Origin of the sequence: Pseudomonas sp. Bc-h (genome assembly GCF_002080045.1) — a bacterium.
In the GTDB taxonomy this organism is placed as follows: Bacteria; Pseudomonadota; Gammaproteobacteria; order Pseudomonadales; family Pseudomonadaceae; genus Aquipseudomonas.
Map to the genome: position 1 here is coordinate 30,592 of NZ_MUIN01000009.1, position 20,692 is coordinate 51,283.

18 protein-coding genes are annotated in these 20,692 nt (G+C 61.7%); 13 read left to right on the top strand and 5 right to left on the bottom strand.

Features of this window, described 5'->3' with window-relative positions; all coding sequences use genetic code 11:
* Positions 1–102 precede the first annotated feature (102 nt).
* The 3 genes from BWR59_RS16580 to BWR59_RS16590 are packed head-to-tail and all read left to right on the top strand — an operon-like array spanning position 103 to position 2,488.
* Positions 103–1,134, top strand: coding sequence for an acyl-CoA dehydrogenase (locus BWR59_RS16580; RefSeq protein WP_081566732.1), 1,032 nt, complete (start codon positions 103–105; stop codon positions 1,132–1,134).
* Positions 1,131–1,892 carry a PIG-L family deacetylase gene (locus BWR59_RS16585; protein WP_081566733.1) on the top strand — a complete coding sequence of 254 codons (762 nt, stop codon included), beginning with the start codon at positions 1,131–1,133 and terminating at the stop codon, positions 1,890–1,892. The genes BWR59_RS16580 and BWR59_RS16585 overlap by 4 nt, the downstream gene beginning before the upstream one ends.
* Positions 1,889–2,488, top strand: a complete 600-nt coding sequence (locus tag BWR59_RS16590) for a class I SAM-dependent methyltransferase (RefSeq protein ID WP_081566734.1) — start codon at positions 1,889–1,891, stop codon at positions 2,486–2,488. The genes BWR59_RS16585 and BWR59_RS16590 overlap by 4 nt, the downstream gene beginning before the upstream one ends.
* A gap of 127 nt (positions 2,489–2,615) precedes the next feature.
* On the opposite strand, the gene BWR59_RS16595 is transcribed toward BWR59_RS16590, so the two are convergent.
* Positions 2,616–3,302, bottom strand: coding sequence for a GNAT family N-acetyltransferase (locus BWR59_RS16595; RefSeq protein ID WP_081567160.1), 687 nt, complete (start codon positions 3,300–3,302; stop codon positions 2,616–2,618).
* Positions 3,303–3,474: 172 nt separating this feature from the next.
* Here BWR59_RS16595 and BWR59_RS16600 point away from each other — a divergent pair, with 172 nt between their 5' ends.
* The 6 genes from BWR59_RS16600 to BWR59_RS16625 all read left to right on the top strand — a co-directional run bounded on the left by BWR59_RS16600 (position 3,475) and on the right by BWR59_RS16625 (position 11,319).
* A complete protein-coding gene (locus BWR59_RS16600) occupies positions 3,475–4,332 on the top strand; it encodes a LysR family transcriptional regulator (protein ID WP_081566735.1) in 858 nt (285 codons plus the stop codon).
* Between the two features lie 98 nt (positions 4,333–4,430).
* Positions 4,431–5,636 (top strand): MFS transporter, encoded by a 1,206-nt coding sequence (locus tag BWR59_RS16605; protein WP_081566736.1) that lies wholly within the window; start codon positions 4,431–4,433, stop codon positions 5,634–5,636.
* A 217-nt stretch (positions 5,637–5,853) separates the two neighbouring features.
* The gene (locus tag BWR59_RS16610; RefSeq protein ID WP_081566737.1) at positions 5,854–6,546 is read left to right on the top strand and encodes a response regulator transcription factor; all 693 of its coding nucleotides are present in this window, start codon (positions 5,854–5,856) and stop codon (positions 6,544–6,546) included.
* Positions 6,546–7,889, top strand: coding sequence for a sensor histidine kinase (locus BWR59_RS16615; protein ID WP_081566738.1), 1,344 nt, complete (start codon positions 6,546–6,548; stop codon positions 7,887–7,889). Before BWR59_RS16610 ends, BWR59_RS16615 begins: the two co-directional genes overlap by 1 nt.
* Positions 7,890–8,172: 283 nt before the next feature.
* Positions 8,173–10,413, top strand: coding sequence for a TonB-dependent siderophore receptor (locus BWR59_RS16620; RefSeq protein ID WP_081566739.1), 2,241 nt, complete (start codon positions 8,173–8,175; stop codon positions 10,411–10,413).
* Between the two features lie 18 nt (positions 10,414–10,431).
* Positions 10,432–11,319, top strand: coding sequence for an alpha/beta hydrolase (locus tag BWR59_RS16625; RefSeq protein ID WP_143490852.1), 888 nt, complete (start codon positions 10,432–10,434; stop codon positions 11,317–11,319).
* Between the two features lie 184 nt (positions 11,320–11,503).
* Here the strand turns inward: BWR59_RS16625 and BWR59_RS16630 are convergent, their stop codons facing one another.
* The 3 genes from BWR59_RS16630 to BWR59_RS16640 all read right to left on the bottom strand — a co-directional run bounded on the left by BWR59_RS16630 (position 11,504) and on the right by BWR59_RS16640 (position 14,544).
* A complete protein-coding gene (locus BWR59_RS16630; RefSeq protein ID WP_081566740.1) occupies positions 11,504–12,523 on the bottom strand; it encodes an aldo/keto reductase in 1,020 nt (339 codons plus the stop codon).
* A 162-nt stretch (positions 12,524–12,685) separates the two neighbouring features.
* Positions 12,686–13,585: a LysR family transcriptional regulator gene (locus tag BWR59_RS16635; RefSeq protein WP_081566741.1), complete on the bottom strand. Its 900-nt coding sequence runs from the start codon at positions 13,583–13,585 to the stop codon at positions 12,686–12,688.
* 44 nt (positions 13,586–13,629) lie between these two features.
* Entirely contained in the window at positions 13,630–14,544 is a 915-nt protein-coding gene (locus BWR59_RS16640) for a LysR family transcriptional regulator (RefSeq protein ID WP_081566742.1), read from the bottom strand.
* A gap of 98 nt (positions 14,545–14,642) precedes the next feature.
* Between BWR59_RS16640 and BWR59_RS16645 the strand changes: the two genes are divergently transcribed.
* The gene (locus BWR59_RS16645; protein WP_081566743.1) at positions 14,643–15,626 is read left to right on the top strand and encodes an aldo/keto reductase; all 984 of its coding nucleotides are present in this window, start codon (positions 14,643–14,645) and stop codon (positions 15,624–15,626) included.
* Positions 15,627–15,866: 240 nt separating this feature from the next.
* Positions 15,867–16,643, top strand: coding sequence for a carboxymuconolactone decarboxylase family protein (locus BWR59_RS16650; protein ID WP_081566744.1), 777 nt, complete (start codon positions 15,867–15,869; stop codon positions 16,641–16,643).
* A gap of 166 nt (positions 16,644–16,809) precedes the next feature.
* Here the strand turns inward: BWR59_RS16650 and BWR59_RS16655 are convergent, their stop codons facing one another.
* On the bottom strand, positions 16,810–18,156 hold the full coding sequence (locus BWR59_RS16655) for an MFS transporter (RefSeq protein ID WP_081566745.1): 1,347 nt from the start codon (positions 18,154–18,156) through the stop codon (positions 16,810–16,812).
* A gap of 121 nt (positions 18,157–18,277) precedes the next feature.
* Here BWR59_RS16655 and BWR59_RS16660 point away from each other — a divergent pair, with 121 nt between their 5' ends.
* Complete coding sequence (locus BWR59_RS16660; RefSeq protein ID WP_218191222.1) at positions 18,278–19,162, top strand: LysR family transcriptional regulator; 885 nt, start codon at positions 18,278–18,280, stop codon at positions 19,160–19,162.
* A gap of 249 nt (positions 19,163–19,411) precedes the next feature.
* Complete coding sequence (locus tag BWR59_RS16665) at positions 19,412–20,668, top strand: carbohydrate porin (RefSeq protein ID WP_230982043.1); 1,257 nt, start codon at positions 19,412–19,414, stop codon at positions 20,666–20,668.
* Positions 20,669–20,692 lie beyond the last annotated feature (24 nt).

A 20,692-nucleotide genomic window follows, 5' to 3' on the forward strand; every position in this document is an offset into this window, starting at 1 on the left:
CGGCGGCGCAGATTGTTTGAACCCCCACGCGCGCCAGATGCCGAATTTCATGGGCAACGCACGCATCTCGCGACAGCGTTGAAGGATTGGAGAGGCCCGTTCATGCAAGACGACGCACAAGGGATCGAATCAGTTCTGGCTGATTTAGCGCACCGACCCAACCCGCCAAGGACCGACGAAAGGTTGCGTGAGGCGATGCGCCTGTGCGTCGAACGGGGGCTGGACCGCCTGCCACTGCCCGGCAGCGGCCAGACCTTGGCGCGCTGGCAGCAACTGGCAGCGGTGGCAGGGCTCGATCTGGCGCTTCTCAAACTTTACGAAGGCCATACCGATGCGCAGGCCATCCTTGAAGAACTGGGTTGCCAACCCTTCACCGAACCTGGGATCTGGGGTGTATGGGCGGCCGAACCGCCCACGGCACGGGTGGTTGTCAGTGGTCGCAAAGGCGATCAAGTCCGCCTCGATGGCCTCAAGGCCTGGTGCTCCGGCGCGCAACAGATCGACTACGCGCTGATCACCGCCTGGACCGAACAGGACCAGCCGCAGTTGATTGCCGTGCGTCTGGATCAACCCGGAATCGGCATTGATGCTCAAGGCTGGCAAGCAGTGGGCATGGCCACCACTGCCAGTGTCGATGTGCATTTCGACCAAGCGGTCGGACATTGCGTGGGTGACCACGGCGCTTACCTGTCGCGGCCCGGATTCTGGCATGGCGGCGCGGGCATCGCGGCATCCTGGTACGGCGCGGCGGTTGCACTGGCGCGGGTCCTCCATCAACAACGCCAGAAAGGCCGACCCGACCCTCATGCCGACGCCCATCTGGGTGCTGTGGACGCCGCGCTGTATGGTGCCGCTGCGGCACTGCGCGCCTGCGCGGCGTGGATCGATCAACATCCGCAGGACGACGCTCGGCTGCCGGTGCAACGGGTGCGCGCTCAGGTGGAAATGGCCGTCGAACAGGTCTGTCGGCATGTGGGCCGCGCCTTGGGCGCCACGCCATTTTGTCGTGATCCGCACTTCGCTCGCCTTGCCGTGGATCTGCCGGTGTTCATCCGCCAAAGCCATGCGGAGCGGGACCTGGAACAGTTCGGCCAGTTGCTCGCCAGCCATTCAACGCAGGAGTGGGCACTATGAATGCGCAGCGACCTTTCGGTGTCAGCGGCACGCCCTTGAGTGAATGGCAGAACAGCACTGCCCTGCGCGGGGCGCTGTCGATCTCCCTTGAGGAACTGGTGCCGTTGGGGGCCAGACTGGTGGTTCTTGCTCCGCATCCGGACGATGAAATCCTCGCTTGCGGCGGGCTGTTGGCGGGAATGTTCCCGAGACAGGAAGACGTGCAGTTGATCTCGGTAACCGATGGCGAAGGCAGTCATCCCGGATCGACACAATGGCCGCAGTCGCGCTTGCGGGCTGCGCGCCAACAGGAAAGCCAGTGCGCCATGGCCAGCCTGGGGTTCGACATCGACCGGGTGGCTTGGCAGCGTCTGGGAATTGCCGACGGGCATGTGGCTGAGCAGGCGGAATCGCTCATCGCGCTGCTCAGTGAAGACCTGCGTTCCACCGACGTGCTGCTCACCACCTGGCGCCACGACGGCCATTGTGACCATGAAGCGGTGGGCCATTGCGCAGCGCAGGCTGCGGCCAATTCCGGAGCGACACTGGTGGAGGTACCGATCTGGGCCTGGCACTGGGCCGAACCCAACGACCCGCGGATTCCATGGGGCCAGGCGCGCAAGCTGTTGCTCACTGATGAACAGCAGATGCGTAAGCGCCGCGCCATTCATGCTCATTTCAGCCAGTTGCAACCTGACAGCAGCACCGGCGCTGCGCCTGTGCTGGACCCCATCACGCTGGAGCGCCTGCTGCAGCCCTTCGAACTGGTGTTTCTGTGAGCCTGCCTGCCGATTATTTCGATGAACTGTTTGCCGACAGCGATGACCCTTGGGCCTTTCGCACACGCTGGTATGAACAGCGCAAGCGCGACCTGACCCTCGCAGCCCTGCCCCGTCAACGTTATGCCCGCGTGTTCGAACCGGGCTGCGCCAACGGCGAACTGAGCCTGCGCCTGGCGCAGCGGTGCGACGCATTGCTGTGCATGGACATGAGCGCCAGAGCCGTCGAACTGGCACGCGGCAGGCTGAGCCAATACCCCCGAGCAGAGGTCATCGAGGGTCGCTTGCCGCAAGACTGGCCGGAGGAGAAATTCGATCTGATCGTGATCAGCGAGTGGGCCTACTATCTGGAGCCTGCGTTGTTCATTGAAGTGATCGAACGGATTGCCTCCAGCCTGACGCCGGAGGGTGCGGTACTGGCCTGCCACTGGCTGCACCCTATCGAAGGCTGCCCGATGCTGGGCCGAGAGGCACATGCGCTGCTCGATGCACACCTTTCGATGCGACGCACGGTAAGGCATGAGGAAACCGATTTTCTATTGGAGATGTGGAGCAACAAGCCGGGCGGGATCGACCTGGATGAACAGGCTGATTGATACAATCTCGGGCCCGCAGCAAGTCTCGCAGGAGGGAGCTTGCGCCCTTCCACAGAGTTCAGCGTCAAACCGATGATCCCGTACCGACGCTTCATCTGCGCAACGCAATGTACTCGTAGCAGCACGGCTACAGGTTCTGCATCCGCTCCTGCACGAACACCCGCGCCTGGCGGGTCATCTGGTCAAGGTGGCGATCGCGCTGTTTTTCGGCGTCAGTCATGGCCCGTTTGCCGTTCTGCTTGAGCAGGTAGGCGTGGATCTGCCGCACTTCCACGGAGTTATAGATCGGCGCTACATCCAGCACCGCCAGCAAACCATCGGTCTGGTGATCGCGGGTGTTCATCAGCACTTGCGGGCCGCGCGCGCTCAGCACCTGAAAGCCCATCGCCTCGAAATACGGCACCTTGCCAACGAAGCACGCCAGTTCGGCATGGGGATAGCGCTCGGTCATCTTTTGCAGCATCGCTCGGGCAATGCCACGTCGACGCTGACTCGCCTGTACCGCCATATACGCCACCGCGCACGCCTCGGGATCGTCCTGCACCGGCAGGTACAAGAGAAAACCAGACACCACAGACGGGTCTTCATCGTCCAGCGCGACGATCAGCTCCACCGGAAAACCTCTGGAGCCGTTCATCGCCTGCAAGTACTGATGCACTTCATGCCCGACCCCGTATTGATACAACGGATACAGCGGGTTGCTCGGCGCGATGCCGACCATGCTGATATCGCTCACGTAGTCGACGACCATCTGCATGATCTGACTGTCGACGGATTCCGGGGGCGTGCTTTCAAGGCGAGTGATGATAGGCATGAAGGTCCTGACTGGGATAAAGACGGTGCGGCGATGGCGTTGCAGGAAGCTGAATGCGCGCATCATACCGCGTTTCTCGGCCAGGCCTGCCAGGCTCCACGCCAGCGCCGGTTCATTTCGAGTAAGGTAATCCCCAGCCCCACATCGCTTTCAACGGGAACCCGAGCCAACCATGTTCGACTGGGACGATCTGCGTTTTTTCTCCACCTTCGTACGCGAAGGCAGCCTCGCCGCCGCGGCGCGCGCACTGGGCGTCGAACATGCGACCGTGGCCCGACGCATCGCCTCGCTCGAAGCCTCTCTGAACCTCAAACTGGTGGATCGGCGCGGGCGCATCTACGAACTCACCGCCGATGGCATCAGGGTCGGTGAGTTCGCCGAGCAGATGTCCAGCACCTCGTTCGCCTTGCAACGCTTCGTCGGTGGCGAGCACGATCGTATCGAAGGCGAAGTGGTGATCTCCTGCCCTCCCGCATTTCTCGCGACCTTGATCGCGCCCAACATCGGCAAGCTGCGCGAACGTTATCCGGGCCTGCACATTCGCATGGTGGGGGCCAAATCCACCGCCTCGCTGGCGCGCAAGGAAACCGACGTCGCGGTGCTCTATGCGCGGCCGGAAGAAGCCCAGGTGGTGGCCAGACATCTTGCCGATCTGCCCTTCGCTCTCTATGCCAGCGAGCGTTATCTGGCCAACCACGACAGCCAGGATTTCGTGTTCATCGGCTACGACCAGAGCATGGAGCACTCGCAGCAACAGCAATGGTTGCGGTCGCACCTGGCCGGTCGCGCATTGGTGATTTCCAGCAATGACCTGCGAGTACAGGCACAGGCTGCGGCGGGCGACGGCGGGCTGGTATTGCTGCCGGCGTTTCTCGCCCGCGAATATCGACTCAGACGTGCGCCCACTGGCGATACAGCGTTGAGCTTGCCGGTCTGGCTGGCGTATCACGAAGACCTGCGCAGCGCCGGCAAGATCCGCGCGGTACTGGATTTCCTCATCCAATGCCTGGAGTCCCCCGACGAGCTGTGAATTTTTTCACATGCCGTATGCGCAGCCAGCCAATTCTCGGCCCCCTCCTCGCCCTCTATCCTCGCTGGCAATAGAGAAATCGATGAGAGGGTTCAACCATGAACAACCATCCACAACCTTGCGGCACGTTGCCAATCTTCAAGGCGGCCTGGATCGTCACCGCTGTATTTATCCTGTCCAACGCGGCCACGCCGCTGTACACCCATTGGCAGCAGAATCTGGGCTTTGCCTCGGGAACGCTGACGCTGATTTTCGGCTGCTACATCCTCGGCCTGCTGCTGACACTCGCTGTCGCCGGGCAACTGGCCGACCACTTCGGGCGCAAGGCTTTGCTGCTTCCCGGCATCGGCATCGCGATCATCTCGGCGCTGCTGTTCGAACAGGCCAACAGCGTCGCCCTGCTGATGCTCGCCCGTCTGCTCAGCGGCATCTCGGTGGGCATCGTGGTGTCCGCAGGGATGGCCAATGTGGTCGAGCATGCCAGCGAATCTCGCAAACCCTTTGCTTCGCTGATCGCTTCGGTGTCGATGGTGTTGGGCGCCGGGACCGGACCGCTGCTGGCCGGGCTCATCGCGCAATTCATGCCGGACCCGGTGTCCATGGTGTTCAACGTCGAAATCGCCTTGCTGGTGCTGGCCTTGGTGGTGGTGCTGTGCCAGCCCAACCGCAAGCTGGGCAGCGGCCGTTTTCGTCCGCACCTGCCATCGGTTGCCAGAAAACATCTGGGCGTCGTGGCGCAGGGTGTGTCGTTCTTCGGCCCCGGCCTTACCGCCACCTGCTTCGTGCTGGCGCTGGGTCCGAAACTGCTGGCAAATCTGCTTCAGGCCAACAGCCCGTTGATCGCCGGCGCCATGGCGTTCGTGATGTTCCTGACGGCCGTCGGCGTGCAGTTTGCGGCGAAAAAACGCGGCATGAAGCTGATCTTCGTGCTAAGCGGGCTGTCCACCATCGCTGCCATGGCCAGCCTGTGGGGCGCGCTGCAATCTGGTTGCGCTGCGTTGCTGGTGATCTCGGCGATGCTCGCCGGTGCCGGCCAGGGCCTGGGCCAACTGGGCGGGCTGACCCTGATCGCCAACAACATCGCGCCCCAGCGTCGCGCCGAAGCCAACGCGATCTTCAACATGGGCGGCTACATTGCGGCGGGGATCATCCCGGTGGTCACCGGTTACCTGATCGACCTGTTCGGCATTCATGTGGCGATCAGCGTGCTGGCTGCGGTCATCGCGATCCTGGCGCTGCTGGCATTGTCCGTGTTGCTGCGCAACCACAGGGCGCATTCATGCGATGCGGGACAACCTGCCTGATCGAAACAGGATGAGCCTCACCTGCCGTAGCAGTCTGGCTTGCCGGCGTTGCGACTGTAAAACCGTCACCGCCAGCAAGCGCGACGGCTAGAGAGCAACCGGGGAAGCGCCCAAGCGGCCAATCGACATCACGGATCGTTTGCGCAAAGAGACCAAGAGTGCGATATTCGCAACCGCGAATTATTCTCATCAAGCCGTCTCATTAAAGCATTTACCCATGACCCCTACTCTGCTGCTGGTCGAAGACGATGCGCGCCTGCGTGACGATCTGGACCAGCATTTTCAAAAACGTGGTTTCTCGGTCACAGCCTGCCCCTGCGGCACTCAAGGATTGGCGGCCATTCGTGCCGGGCATTTCGATCTGGTGTTACTGGACATCATGCTGCCCGGCATGGACGGCCTATCGCTGCTCGAAGCGCTGCGCGATGTCGAGGACACGCCGGTGATGCTGATGTCGGCCCTCGGTGCCGAGCAGGATCGCATTATCGGGTTCACCCGGGGTGCCGACGATTACCTGCCCAAACCGTTCAGCCTCGCCGAACTCGATGCCCGCGCCAACGCGTTGCTGCGGCGCATGGCCCGCACGCACACGCCAAAATCCGTGCGCGAGGACGGTCGCGTGCAGTTCGACGACGAATTGCAGGACGTTATCCACGCCGGTCAACGGGCCGGTTTGACTGGCTCCGAATATCGCTTGCTGATCACACTGCGTGAGCACGCCGGGGAAGCCCTGAGCAAACCGTTGCTCTATCAGAACGTGCTGCACCGGATCTACACACGGCTCGATCGTGGGCTGGACGTCCATGTCTGCAATCTGCGCCGCAAGCTCACGGCAATTGGCGTGCAGCATCTGCAAATCCAGGCCGTGCGCGGTCAGGGCTACATCCTCATCGAGTCGGACCAAAGCTGATGCGGCGCCATCCCTTGCTGTGGAAGCTTGCGCTTCTGCAGATTTCCTTCTGCCTGCTGCTGACCTGGATCATCTGGACCTGGGGGCTTTCGGCTGAGCGCAGCACCTACTTTCTGGATCAGGCTGATCAACTGTATCTGGCCCGCTATGCGCAGCAGGCCGAGGACGTCTGGCACAACGAAGGCAGCGTGGGCGTTGAGCGTTTTCGTCAGCAGTTGTCTCGCGACGAGAACACGTGGGTGGCGGTGATCGGGCCGCATCTCGAAAGTCTGGGCACCACGCCACTGACCGCGCTGGAAGCCAGTCATCTGACCTTCATGCGCATGCTGCACTGGCCGATGAGTCGGCGTCTGCAGGATGAGCTGCCCTTCGTCAGCATCGAGTTTCCCGATGCGCCGCAACAGGGTCGGCTGGTCATGCAACTGCCCGAGCGTCTGCTGCCCGGCGGCCTGACGCCCTGGACCCACGTGCTCAGCCACGGTGTCGTCCCGACCTTGCTGGCGGCGCTGCTGGGGCTGTTGATCTACCGCAATCTGGTGGTGCCGCTCAATCTTCTGCGCGACCGCGCCGACAGTTTGCGCGCGGACGATCTGGACAGCGAAGGGCCGGGCGTGCCGTTGATGGGCCGCCGCGATGAACTGGGGGAACTGGCCGGCGCGTTCGAACACATGGCCAATCGTCTGCGCCAGAGCCTGAACCAACAACGCCTGTTGTTGCGCACCCTGTCCCATGAATTGCGCACGCCCCTGGCGCGCCTGCGGATCGCTCATGACAGCCAGCTACCGCCCGAACAACTGCGTGAGCGACTGGACCGGGAAATCGGCGACATGCAGCGCTTGCTCGAAGACACCCTGGACCTGGCGTGGCTCGACACCGAACGGCCGCAGTTGCCGACCGAACCGGTGCTGATGCTGTCGATCTGGGAAGCGCTGTGCGAGGACGCCTGCTTTGAAAGTGGCTGGCCTGCGCACCGTCTGATAGGCCTGGTGGACATCGACTGCCTGCTGCAGGTGCACCTGGACAGCGTCGCTCAGGCGCTGGAAAACCTGCTGCGCAACGCGATTCGCTTCTCGCCCCCGCAGGGCAAGATCACCCTCACCGGCTGGCGCGAGGATGAGCATTGGCACCTGTGTCTGCAGGACGAAGGACCGGGGGTGGCCGAACAGGATCTGGAGCGGATCTTCGTGCCCTATCAACGACTGGACAACAGCACCGAAGGTTTCGGCCTGGGCCTGGCGATCGCCCGCCGCGCCGTGGAATTGCAAGGCGGCAGGTTATGGGCGAGCAACGGCAGCCCGGGCTTGATCATGCACATGACGTTGCCGGCCGCCGCGGCGGGCTGATCCCGATGATCGTTCACACGATCACGGACAGATGATGGTTCCCACGCTCCGCGTGGGAATCTATCCCCTGACGCTCCGCGTCATCCCCTGGCAGACGCAGAGCGTCTGGAACGGCGTTACCACGCTGAGCGTGGGAACGATCATGGACAGATGGTTCGCGCAGACCTGGGTGAGGCCTGACAAAGCCGCTTCAAGTGTTTAGAAAGTTAATGCGCTTTACTCGCAAAAAGCAGTCATTATCATTCGTGATCTTCTGCGTCATGTCGTTCCTCGGAGATCATCGATGTCGTTTCGTCCCCTGCCCTCATTCACGCCCTTCATGCTGCTGTCCAGCTGCCTGCTGGCGACCGCCGTTCACGCCGCGACCCAGCCGCAAAACCCGGCGGCCATTCAGTTGCCAGACCAGAACGTCGTCGCCACCGCCGAGGAAGAAATCAAGCAGGCACCCGGCGTGTCGGTGATCACCGCCGAGGACCTGAAGAAGCGGCCTCCGGCCAACGACCTGTCGCAGATCATCCGCACCATGCCCGGCGTCAACCTGACCGGTAACTCCAGCAGTGGTCAGCGCGGCAACAATCGGCAGATCGACATCCGTGGCATGGGCCCGGAAAACACCCTGATTCTGGTGGACGGCAAACCGGTGGGCAGCCGCAATTCGGTACGGTACGGCTGGCGTGGCGAGCGTGACAGCCGTGGCGACACCAACTGGGTCCCGGCCGATCAGGTCGAGCGCATCGAAGTCATCCGTGGCCCGGCAGCAGCGCGTTATGGCAACGGCGCGGCGGGCGGCGTGGTCAACATCATCACCAAACAGCCAGGCACCGAAACCCACGGCAACGCTACCGTTTACACCTCGTTCCCGAGCCACAGCGACGAAGGCGCCACCCAGCGCATGAACTTCGGCCTCAACGGCCCGCTGACCGACAACCTGAGTTATCGCGTCTACGGCAACGTCGCCAAGACCGATTCCGACGACGCCGACATCAACCAAGGCCACGAATCGCTGCGCGCCGGTAATCAGATCGGTACCCTGCCCGCGGGTCGTGAAGGCGTGCGCAACAAGGACGTCAACGGCCTGCTCAGCTGGCACCTGACGCCGGAGCAGACCCTGGATTTCGAAGCCGGATTCAGCCGTCAGGGCAACATCTACACCGGCGACACCCAGAACACCAACAGCAACGCCAACGTGAAAAGCCTGCTGGGCCACGAGACCAACCGCACCTACCGTGAGACCTATTCGGTGACCCATCGCGGCGACTGGGATTTGGGCAGCACCCTGGCCTATCTGCAATACGAAAAAACCCGTAACCGGCGAATCAACGAAGGCTTGGCGGGCGGCACGGAAGGCATCTTCAGCAACAGCGATTTCTACACCGCGACCCTGCGTGACCTGACCGCCCACGGCGAGGTCAACCTGCCGTTGCACGCAGGCTTCGACCAGACCCTGACCCTGGGCAGCGAATGGGTCGAGCAGAAACTCGACGACCCCAGCGCCAACACCCAGTCCACCAGCGAAGGCGGCGCCGTCAGCGGCCTGAGCAGTACCGGGCGTGACACCGACTCCTCGGCGCGTATCTTCTCGCTGTTCGCCGAAGACAACATCGAGCTGTTCCCCGGCACCATGCTCACGCCGGGCCTGCGCTTCGATCATCACGACATCGTCGGGGACAACTGGAGCCCGTCGCTGAACCTGTCGCATCGGCTCACCGACACCTTGACGCTCAAGGCCGGTATTGCCCGTGCCTACAAGGCGCCGAACCTCTATCAACTCAACTCCAACTACCTGTTGTACAGCCGAGGTCAAGGTTGCTACGGCCAGACCACCAGTTGCTATCTGCAAGGCAACGACAACCTCAAGGCCGAGAACAGCATCAACAAGGAACTGGGGATCGAGTACAAGTCCGATGGCTGGGTGGCCGGGCTGACATACTTCCGCAACGACTACAAGAACAAGATCGAGTCAGGCCTGTCGCCCGTCAGCAGCGCCACGGGCGGCACTGGCGCCTACGCCAATGCCGCGGTGTATCAGTGGGAAAACGTGCCCAAGGCCCTGGTCGAAGGGCTTGAAGGTACGCTGACCGTTCCGTTGGCCGAATCACTGACCTGGAACAACAACTTCACCTACATGCTGCAATCGAAGAACAAGCAAACCGGCGACGTGTTGTCGGTGACCCCGGAATACACCCTCAATTCGATGCTCGACTGGCAGGCCACCCATGACCTGTCGTTCTCCACGAGCGTGGCCTGGTATGGCAAGCAGACACCGAAAAAGTACGACTACCACGGCGACAGGGTGACCGGAACCTCCAACAACCAACTGTCGCCTTACGCCATCGTCGGGGTCAGCGGCACCTACGCCATCACCCGCAACCTGAGCCTGACCACGGGCATCGACAACCTGTTCGACAAGCGCCTGTTCCGCGAAGGCAATGCTCAGGGTGTGGCCAATATCGAAGGCGCGGGCGCGGCGACGTACAACGAGCCGGGCCGCACGCTCTACACCAGCCTGACCGCGTCGTTCTGACCCTGACGAGACTGCCTGATGAAGCTTTCGATGAAATCTCTGGCGCTCATCCTGTTGCTTGCCGTGCCGGGGTTGAGCACCCTGGCGCGGCCCGCACCGGACCAGCCGATGGACACGCAGATCCTGCAACGCCAAGACCTGCCTTACACCTTCAATACCCTCGACCTGGACTCGGCTGACGGACAGCGCCATTACCGCGTCTGGATCGGCAAACCGCGTCAGCCATCGCCGCCTCAAGGTTACCCGTCGCTGTGGATGCTCGATGGCAACGCAGCGGTGGGCGCGCTCGACGAAGACCTGCTCAAGCGCCTGGCCCAAGGGCGAGCCCCGCTGCTGATCGCCCTCGGCTACCAGACCCCGCTGCGCATCGAACGCAACGCTCGAACCGTGGATTACACACCAGAGCGACCGGGCCTGGACGTGCAGAAGGACCCGTTAACGAACGTGCCTAGCGGCGGCGCGGACGCCTTTCTCAATTTGCTGCGTGATCGCATTCGACCGATGGTCGCAGAACAGGCACCGCTGGATGCCCACGAGCAGACACTGTGGGGCCATTCCTATGGCGGGCTGTTGGTCCTGCACACGCTGTTCACCCGTCCGCACCTGTTCAACCACTACGCGGCGGCGAGTCCTTCGCTGTGGTGGGACGAGACATTGCTGTTCGAAGAAAGCGCTCAACTGAAAACGCCGAATGCCAGCCTGCTGCTGATGCGCGGAACTGCCGAACCGGCTTCGCCGCAGGGTCCGCCCGCCGCTGAACCGGATGGTCTGGCACGGCAAATGGTCGAACGCTTGCAGGGCGTGAGCGGACTGAAACTCGACTACCACACCTTCGACGGCATGAGCCATGGCGAGACGTTGTCAGCGTCGCTGCGCTATGTGATGGAGACGCTATACCTGCGTTGATTCGGGGCTGTCGCAGATTCTGCAATCACGCAAACTCATGTGGGAGGGCGCTTGCTCGCGAAGACTGAGGTTAAGCCGACACATGAGTGGCGACTGAACTACCGCTTCGCGAGCAAGCTCCCTCCCCCGCCTGGTCCTGGTAACGGCAGAACATGGGGCATGTGCCTCTTCCTTCGTACAGGGTTTACACCACCCGACGCCCCTCGATCGGATAACCCGGATCGGTATACCCCGGTGTCGATGCATGCCCCGGCACCACCAGGCTGTCGACCAGCTTCTCGTCCTCCGGACCGAGTTCCAGGGTCAGCGCGTCAAGATAGCTGTCCCACTGCGCCTCTGTCCGGGGCCCGGCAATGGCCGAGCTTATCAGCTGGTTTTTCAACACCCACGCCAAGGCAAACGCAATGGACGTCGTGCCGCGCTCGGCTGCATGGTGAGCGATGGTCTGGGCGATTTTCAGCGATTCTGGCCGCCATTCTGTCTGCTGTAGACGCTTGTCCCCGCGCCCGGCACGGCTGTCGGCGGCAGGCGCTGCATCGACCGCGTATTTGCCGCTGAGTACGCCTCGGGCCAGCGGACTGTACGGCACCACGCCCAGACCATAATTCGCCGCTGCCGGCAGTTGCTCGACCTCGGCAGTGCGGTCGACGATGTTGTACAGCGGCTCGCTGACCACCGGACGCTCGATGCCCAGTTGATCGGCAATGCGCACGACTTCGGCGATGCGCCAGCCGCGGAAGTTGGACACGCCGTAGTAGCGGATCTTGCCCTGACGAATCAGATCGCCAATGGTTCGCATCGCTTCTTCCAGTGGCGCGTCGGCCAGAGCGCGGTGGAAATACAGCACGTCGATGTAATCGGTGCCCAGATTCCTCAAACTGTTCTCGACCGTCTGCATGATCCACTTGCGCGACTGGCCCTGCTCGTTCGGGCGTTGCTGCATCGTCGCTGGATGGGTCGGATAACCAAATTTGGTGGCGACGACCCAGCTGTCCCGCTGCGGGGCGATCGCGCGACCCACGACCAGCTCGGAACGCCCGCCATGGTAGGCATCAGCGGTGTCGATGAAGTTGACGCCCTGTTCAAAGGCTTTGTCGATGATGCGTGTGGACGTCGCCTCGTCGGCTTCGCCGCCAAACATCATGGCGCCCAGGCAAAGAGGCGAGACTTTCAAGGCGCTGCGGCCCAGATAACGGTAATCCATGGAAGGTCTCTCAGTGTTTGGAATCGGTCGTCGGCGGACACCTTTGCTGCTCTACCGCTGACTGTTGATACCATCCTATCGGCCGACATTCCTGCGATTAAGACCCGATAAAAGGATGCAGCTATGAATGCACCTCATGAATGATGGGGATTCAGATGCTGGTCAAGGGTTCTGTGAATAGCGCAACGCATCGACCACCAGGCTCAGCGCGCGCGAAGACTGGCGACGGCTCGGGTAGTAGATGTGAAACCCGGGAAAGGTCGGAAACCACTCTTCGAGCACCCACTGCAAGCGGCCGGACGCGACGTAGGGGCGCGCCAGGTCTTCCGGGATGTAGGCCAGCCCGAAGCCCGCCAATGCTGCCTCAAGCATTTGATACGCACCGTTGAACGTCAGTTGTCCTTCGACACGCACCTGAAGCTCGGTTTCGCCATTGCTCAGCTCCCACGCGTAACACCCACCATGGGTCGGCAGGCGCAGGTTGATGCAGTTGTGCCGAGTCAGTTCCTGAGGCGTGGTCGGGGCCGAATGCTGGTTCAGGTAGGTCGGTGAGCCCACGATGGCCATCCGCATGTCCGGCGCAATTCGCAGGGCAATCATGTCCTTGGCCACTTGATCGCCCAATCGCACACCGATGTCATAGCGCTCGGCGACGATATCGGTCAGGCCATAGTCGGTCATGATCTCGACCTTGATTTCCGGGTACTGCGGCAGAAACTTCAACAGCCGTGGCCAGAGAATGGTGTTGGCCGCATAGTCCGTGGCGGTGATGCGGATCGTCCCGCGCGGCTTGTCGCGCAGTTCGAGGATGGCGGCCAGGTCGGCGTCGATTTCTTCGAAGCGCGGGGCCAGGCTGTTGAACAGGCTCTCTCCCGCTTCGGTCGGCGCAACGCTGCGCGTGGTGCGGGTCAGCAAGCGTACGCCCAGCCGCGTTTCCAGCGCACGAATGGTGTGGCTCAACGCCGACTGCGAAACCCCGAGCTGAGCTGCCGCACGGGTGAAACTGCGCTCCCGCGCCACGGCGAGAAAGGCCAGAAGGTCGTTGTAACTGTCGCGGGACATTCGTGTTCCTCGTTGGTAAGCGTTCACTGCAACCTGGTACGCGCTCAATGGGTATCAGTTGCCGACACCGCTGCCCACTCCCGGACCGCATCGGCAAACAACTTCAACGCCAGCGGCGGATGGCGGTTCGCAGGGTAGTACAGGCAGACGCCAGGGTAAGTCGGGCCCCATTCCGGCAGCAGATGCACCAACCGCCCTTCGCGCAGATCCTCTTCGACCTGGGTCAGCGGCGCCCAGGCAATGCCGATGCCATTCAGCGCCGCGTCGATCATCATGTTGATGTTGTCCAGGGTCATCGGCCCGTCGACGTCGATACTGGTGCTCTGCCCCATGTATTCGAAATCCCAGCGAAACAGCGCACCACTGGCGAACTTGAAGCGAATGCAACGATGCTCCTTGAGGTCGTGAGGCAATTGCGGCGGCGCATGGCGCGACAGGTATTCGGGAGAGGCCACCGCACCAAAGCGAATGTCCTCACCGAAGCGCACGGCGATCATATCCTTTGGCACGTCATCGAAAATCCGGACCCCGGCGTCGAAACCTTCCCCGACGACGTCCACCAACCGGCTGTCGGCGATCAGCTCGATATGGATCTGCGGATAGGTCTGGAGAAACTTCGGCACTACGTTATGGATCAGGGTTTTTATTGACGATTCGGAGGCACTGATCCGGATCGAACCCGACGGGGTGTTGCGCGCAGAAGTGACTTCATTGACTACATTGGTGAGGTCAGTGAGCAAAGGTCGCACGCCTTGCAGAAGTTGCTCCCCTGCCTCGGTCAGCGCCACCGAACGCGTGGTGCGGTTGAACAGACGCATCTCCAGTCGCGCTTCCAGATTGCGCATCGAATGGCTCAGTGCCGATGGCGAGACCCCGAGCACGCGCGCCGCGCCGCTGAAGCTCTGGTGCTCGGCGATGGCAATGAAGGCCGTCAGTTCTGGCAGATCGGCACGAATCATTTATGAATTCTCCTCATGTAGCCATGCAATGCCGGGCGGATTGTTGAGGATGGTACAGCAATATAAGGTATGTCCAACGCTATCGAAGGAGACAGAACATGCAACAGCGCACATTGGGCAAAAGCGGTCTGCAGGTGTCGACCATCGGCCTTGGCTGTATGGGCCTGAGCTTCGCCTACGGTCCGGCGATGGAGCAATCCGCCGCCATCAAGTTGCTTCACGGCGCAATCGAGCGCGGCGTGACCTTTTTCGACAGTGCTGAGGCTTATGGCCCTTTCACCAATGAAACACTGCTGGGTGAGGCGCTGGCCCCCTTTCGCGACAGAATCGTGATTGCCACCAAGTTCGGCTTCAAGAACGGCGAACCACCACAGGGTCTGGATAGCCGCCCACAGACCATTCGCGCCGTGGCCGAAGCCTCGCTCAAGCGTCTGAAAACTGATCGCATCGACCTGTTCTACCAGCACCGCATGGACCCGAACGTCCCCGTCGAAGACGTCGCCGGGACCATCAAAGACCTGATCGCCGAGGGCAAGGTCAAGCATTTCGGCATGTCCGAGGCTGGCGCCGATGCGATTCGTCGCGCCCATGCGGTACAGCCTCTGGCCGCGCTGCAAAGCGAATACTCGATGTGGTGGCGCGAGCCGGAAAAGGAAATTCTGCCACTGCTGGAAGAACTGGGCATTGGCTTCGTGCCGTTCAGTCCGTTGGGCAGAGGTTTTCTGACCGGTGCCATCGACGCCAGCACCACCTTCGCTGACGACGACTTCCGCAAAGGCCTGCCACGCTTCAGCGAAGAAAACCGCAAGGCCAATGCGCAGCTGGTCGACGTACTGGGCACGATTGCCGATGGCAAAGGCGCCACCCGCGCACAGATCGCCATCGCCTGGCTATTGGCGCAGAAACCCTGGATCGTGCCGATCCCCGGCACCACCAAACTGAACCGTCTGGAAGAAAACGTCGGCGCCGCCGACATCCAACTGGCTACAACCGATCTGCAAGCCATCGAGTCGGCACTCAAGGCCATCGAAGTGATGGGCGATCGCTACCCTGCGCATCTGCGGAAAGCCGTCAATCGCTGATCCTTCCCACCGCCTGCGCCAGCCCTGCGATCGAGCACGGCTGGCGTGCGCCCCACCCTTTGCGTCATGAAGCGTGAGCCAACACTTGTCCAGGCCCTGATTCACCACGGTGAATAGGTCGGCCGTGAGCAGGACAAGTTTTGCATTGATGAACGGCGCTCATGAGTGCATCCCGTTCAACCCTCTTAATCATCACGTCATGGTTGCCTACCATGGGGGTTCTGTCTCAGGAGTCGAACCATGAAACTGATCGCGACCACCCTCGCCAGCGTGTTCTTTTCCGCGCTGGTGGGCGCTGAGGAAAGCAAGCCCCGGCCGGACCCGAAACCTTCGCCGGACGTGCTGGAAGTCACGCCTCAGCTGTACGCGTACACCACCGAATTGCTGTTTGGCGAAGTCTGGAAACGCCCTGATCTGGTCCCCCGTGATCGCAGCCTGATCACCCTCGCCGCGCTGCTCGCCAGCGGCCAGACCGCGCAAATGACCGGGCACATCAAGCTGGCGTTGGACAATGGGGTGAAACCGAGTGAAATCACTGCGCTGATCACCCATCTGGCGTTTTACAGTGGCTGGCCCAACGCGATGTCTGCAGTGGGCGTGGCAAAACAGGTGTTCGCCGAACGAGGGCTTGACCCCGAGCAAATTACCCCACCGCCAGGCGAACCGCTGAAGCTGGATGCAGACAGCGAGACCAAACGCCGCGCCGCGGTTCAGGCATCGGTGGGCGCCACGGCGCCGGAACTGGCCCGTTACACCAACGATGTACTGTTCGGTGATCTGTGGCGACGCACCGATCTGACGCCGCGAGATCGCAGCCTGATCACGGTCGCGGCGCTGATCGCGCAGAACCAGTCGGCGCAACTGACATTCCACCTCAATCGAGCGATGGACAACGGTTTGACCCGGGAACAGGCCGCCGAGGTGGTCACCCATCTGGCGTTCTACGTCGGCTGGCCCAAGGCGATGTCGGCGGTCCCAGTGCTCAAGGACGTGTTCGCCTCGCGTAACGCTGGCTGAGCATCCGCTACAGCGCCCGGTGTTGAATGCCGCTGGACACCCGGATCATGACCGCCATCACTGCGATGCCGATTTGAACGGGTGTCCTGCTGCGCGGATTCAGGCCGGTGAGGCAGGGATTCCATAGAGCACGGTGGTGTTCGGCCCACTGACAGGCAAGAACCACTCAGCGCAACTCGACCCGCTCAAAACGCCCCGCCAGCACCCCGTAGGCAAATACACCCAACAACCCATGAGCCGCCACGAACCACAAGGCGATATTGAAAGAACCCGTGGTGGCCACGATATAACCGATTACCACTGGGGTGATGATCCCGGCGATGTTGCCGATGCCGTTGAACACCCCGCCGCTGAGGCCCACCATGTTTTTCGGTGCAGTGTCAGAAAGCACCGCCCAGCCCACGGCAGCCAGTCCCTTGCCGAAGAAGGCGATGGCCATCAGCGCAATGACCACCCAGTTGGCATCGACGAAGTTGGCCACCACCAGCACTGTGGACATGACCATGCCGATCAGAAACGGCGTCTTGCGGGCAATCGAAGGATGCACGCCACGTCGGATCAACAGGTCTGAGAACATCCCGCCCAGCACCCCTCCCGAGAACCCGCAGATCGCTGGCAATGCCGCCACCCAGCCGGCTTCCATGATGGTCATGCCACGGCCCTTGATCAGGTAGATCGGGAACCAGGTGATGAAGAAATACGTCAGCGCGGTGATGCAGTACTGCCCCAGGTAGATCGCCCACAGCGTGCGACTGGTGAACAGTTGCTTGATCTCCTTGAAGGTGGCTTTGCTTTTCTGTTCCTTGCGGTTGAGCTCCAGATCCACCAGCGCGCCGCCTTCACGCATGTATTCCAGCTCCTTGCTGCTCAGGCGAGTGTCGCTGTGGGGTTCGCGATAGAGGGCGAACCAGAAGACGCTCAGCACAAGGCCCAGCGCGCCCATCCACAGGAACACATGTTCCCAGCCTAGCGCGTGGGTCAGCCAGGCCATGAGCGGGGTGAACAATACCACAGCCATGTACTGGGCCGAATTGAACAGCGCCGATGCGGTGCCGCGCTCGCTGGTCGGGAACCAGCAGGAAACGATGCGGTTGTTGGCCGGAAACGCCGGGGATTCCACCAACCCCAGCATGAAGCGCATGGCGAACAGGCTCATGGCGGCGGACGCCCCCATCAGGCCGAACCAGCCGACCGTGCCCTGAAGCATGGTGAACACTGACCACAAGACCAGACTTGCACCGTAGACCCTGCGTGCGCCGAAGCGGTCGAGCAGCCAACCGCCAGGAATCTGTCCCAGTGCATAGGCCCAGGCGAACGCTGAAAAGATCATGCCTAGCATCATCGGGTCCAGCCCCAGGTCCTTGACCACGCCGGTGCCGGCGATGGACATGGTTGCCCGGTCGGCATAGTTGACCACGGTGACGATGAAAATCATCGAGAGAATCAGGAAACGGTGGCGGCCGACCTTCGCTTGCGCGTCGGCGTAATCCGCGGGAAGGGATTTGCTGAGCATGGTATGTCTCCCATAAGGGCGTTTTATTGTTGTTGTCGTACAACTCTCGCCGCGATGATAGGAGCAGGTATCGATTCAGGTCTAACATAGAGACTGTATGGATTGATGCGGATATTGAATCGTGGAATTACACCAGTTGCGTTGTTTTGTCGCCGTGGCCGAAGAGCTTCACTTCGGCCGTGCCGCCATCCGGATGCACATGACTCAACCGCCCTTGAGTCGACAGGTGCAACTGCTTGAACGCGGGTTGGGAATCCAGTTGCTGGAGCGCAATAACCGCTCGGTGAAACTGACGGCGGCCGGTCAGGGATTCCTGCGCGATGCACGGCACATCCTGGCGTTCTCCGATCAGGCAGCGGACGGAGCACGGCGTCTGGCGCGGGGTGAGGCAGGTAGCCTGACGCTCGGATTCACGGCGGTCAGTGCCTATCAGATGATCCCGCAACTGTTGGCTCGCGCGGCGCAGGACCTGCCCGGCCTGCAGTTCACCCTCAAGGAAATGGTCTCCAGTGCGCAGCTTGAAGCGTTGGCCGCTCACCGCATCGATGTGGGATTCGTTCGCCAGGTCAATGATTACGCCACCCTGGATGCCCAATTGATCAGTCGCGAGCCGCTGTTGGTGGCCGTGCCGGACAATCATCCGCTTGCTCGACAGCCAGCCATCGCCGTGCGCGACCTCGACCAGCAGGCTTTCGTGATGTATGCCGCCGATGAAGGGCGGTATTTCTACGACTGCATCGCAGGCCTGTTCGCCATGACCGGCATTACCCCCCGCTACGTCTATCACCTCGGTCAGACCCATACCGTGGTGAGCATGGTCAAGGCGGGGCTGGGTGTGGCCATCGTCCCCGCCTCCGCGATGCAATTGCACAGCGACAAGCTGGTGTTTCGCCCGCTCAAGGACGCGGAGTTGCACGCCGAGCTGTACATGGTTTCGCGCCAGGACAATGACAATCCGGCGTTGCCGGCTTTCAAGGGCCTGGTGGACGTACTTCGCCCTGATTGAGACATGCCGCCGCTCAGGTGATCGATCACGCTGAAAAGACAACTATGGAGACTGACGATACCCGTCATCCAATAAATGGATTAACCAGTTGGTCCATTATGTGTTTTCATTGCGCCCGCTTGTGAGCGCCCTCGCGTGCCGCCCTTTTCCTCTGCCTTCGTCCCTGCGACGACTCTGTGTATTTCAGGTTGATCAATGAGCATTTCTTTGCAGTATTCCGCTGATTCCGGCTCGCGCCGTGGATTCTCGATGGCCCTGGTTGTCGGTTCGATGATGGCGATGGCGACCTCCTCGCCTGTCATGGCTGACGACTGGATGGACCGTTCGACCATGACCGGGGACTGGGAAGGCAGCCGCAGCCGGCTGGCCGCGCAAGGCGTGAAGATCACCGGCGATTACAGCGGCGAAACCGTCTACAACGCTCACGGCGGCAAGCAGCGTGGCACCCGCTATTCGCAGAACATCAAACTCGGTGCGCAGTTCGATCTGGGTAAATTGCTCGAGCTGGAAAGCGGCGGCAAGATCCAGCTGACCATCAACGACCGACGCGGCAACGACGGTTCGGGCGATCTGGTGGGCAACCGCCTGCCGGTGCAGGAGAACTACGGCGGGCTGTACACGCGCCTCACCGAACTGAGCTACGAGAACACCCTATTCACCCCGGCGCTCAACGTCAAACTGGGCTACATGGCGATGGGCAACGATCTCGGCGGGTTGAGCAGCGGCATCCTGTGCAACTTCATGAACGCCGGTTTCTGCGGCCACCCGTTGGCGATGTCCGGTGGCAGCGGCTGGAGCAACTACCCCAACGCGCATCTGGGGGCGATGGCCAAATACCGCTTCACGCCGAACTTCGCGCTGCAGGTGGCAGCATTCAAGGTCGACGCCGCAAGCAATGGTGAGTCGAGCCGCGCCTGGGACATGGCGCCCAAGGACAGCACTGGCAACATCCTGCCCATCGAAGCGATCTACAACGTGCTCGGCGACATGCCCGGCGAGTATCGCGTCGGCTACTACTACGACACGTCAGATGCTTCGCGCATCGGCACCAACCGGGAAGTCGCCGGCCGTGAAGGCTCCTACTTCCTGATGGATCAGGCGATCTGGAATTCCAGCGAGGTCAGCGGTCGCAATGTGCACATGTTCGGGCAGTTCTCCAATGCCAGCGCTGCGGCCTCGCCGTTCCGCCGCTGGTACTCCACCGGTTTCGCCCTGAAAAAGCCGTTCGTGTCCCGCCCCAACGACACCGTGGCCATCGGGTATGGCCGCGCGGTGTTCAACTCGCGAAGCCGTGAGGTGCAGGAAACCGCCGCACTGGCCAACGGTCAGGATTTTCCCGATCTGGCCAGTGGCGAAGGTCTGGTGGAGATGACCTACGGCGCGCAAGTGGCACCGTGGCTGACGCTACGGCCTTCGATTCAGTACATCATCGAACCGGGCGCGTTCTACGGCGAGGACATCGACAACACACTCATCGTTGGATTGCAGGTCAAAGCGACGCTATAAGGCGCCGCTTCAGCGTCTGCCGCC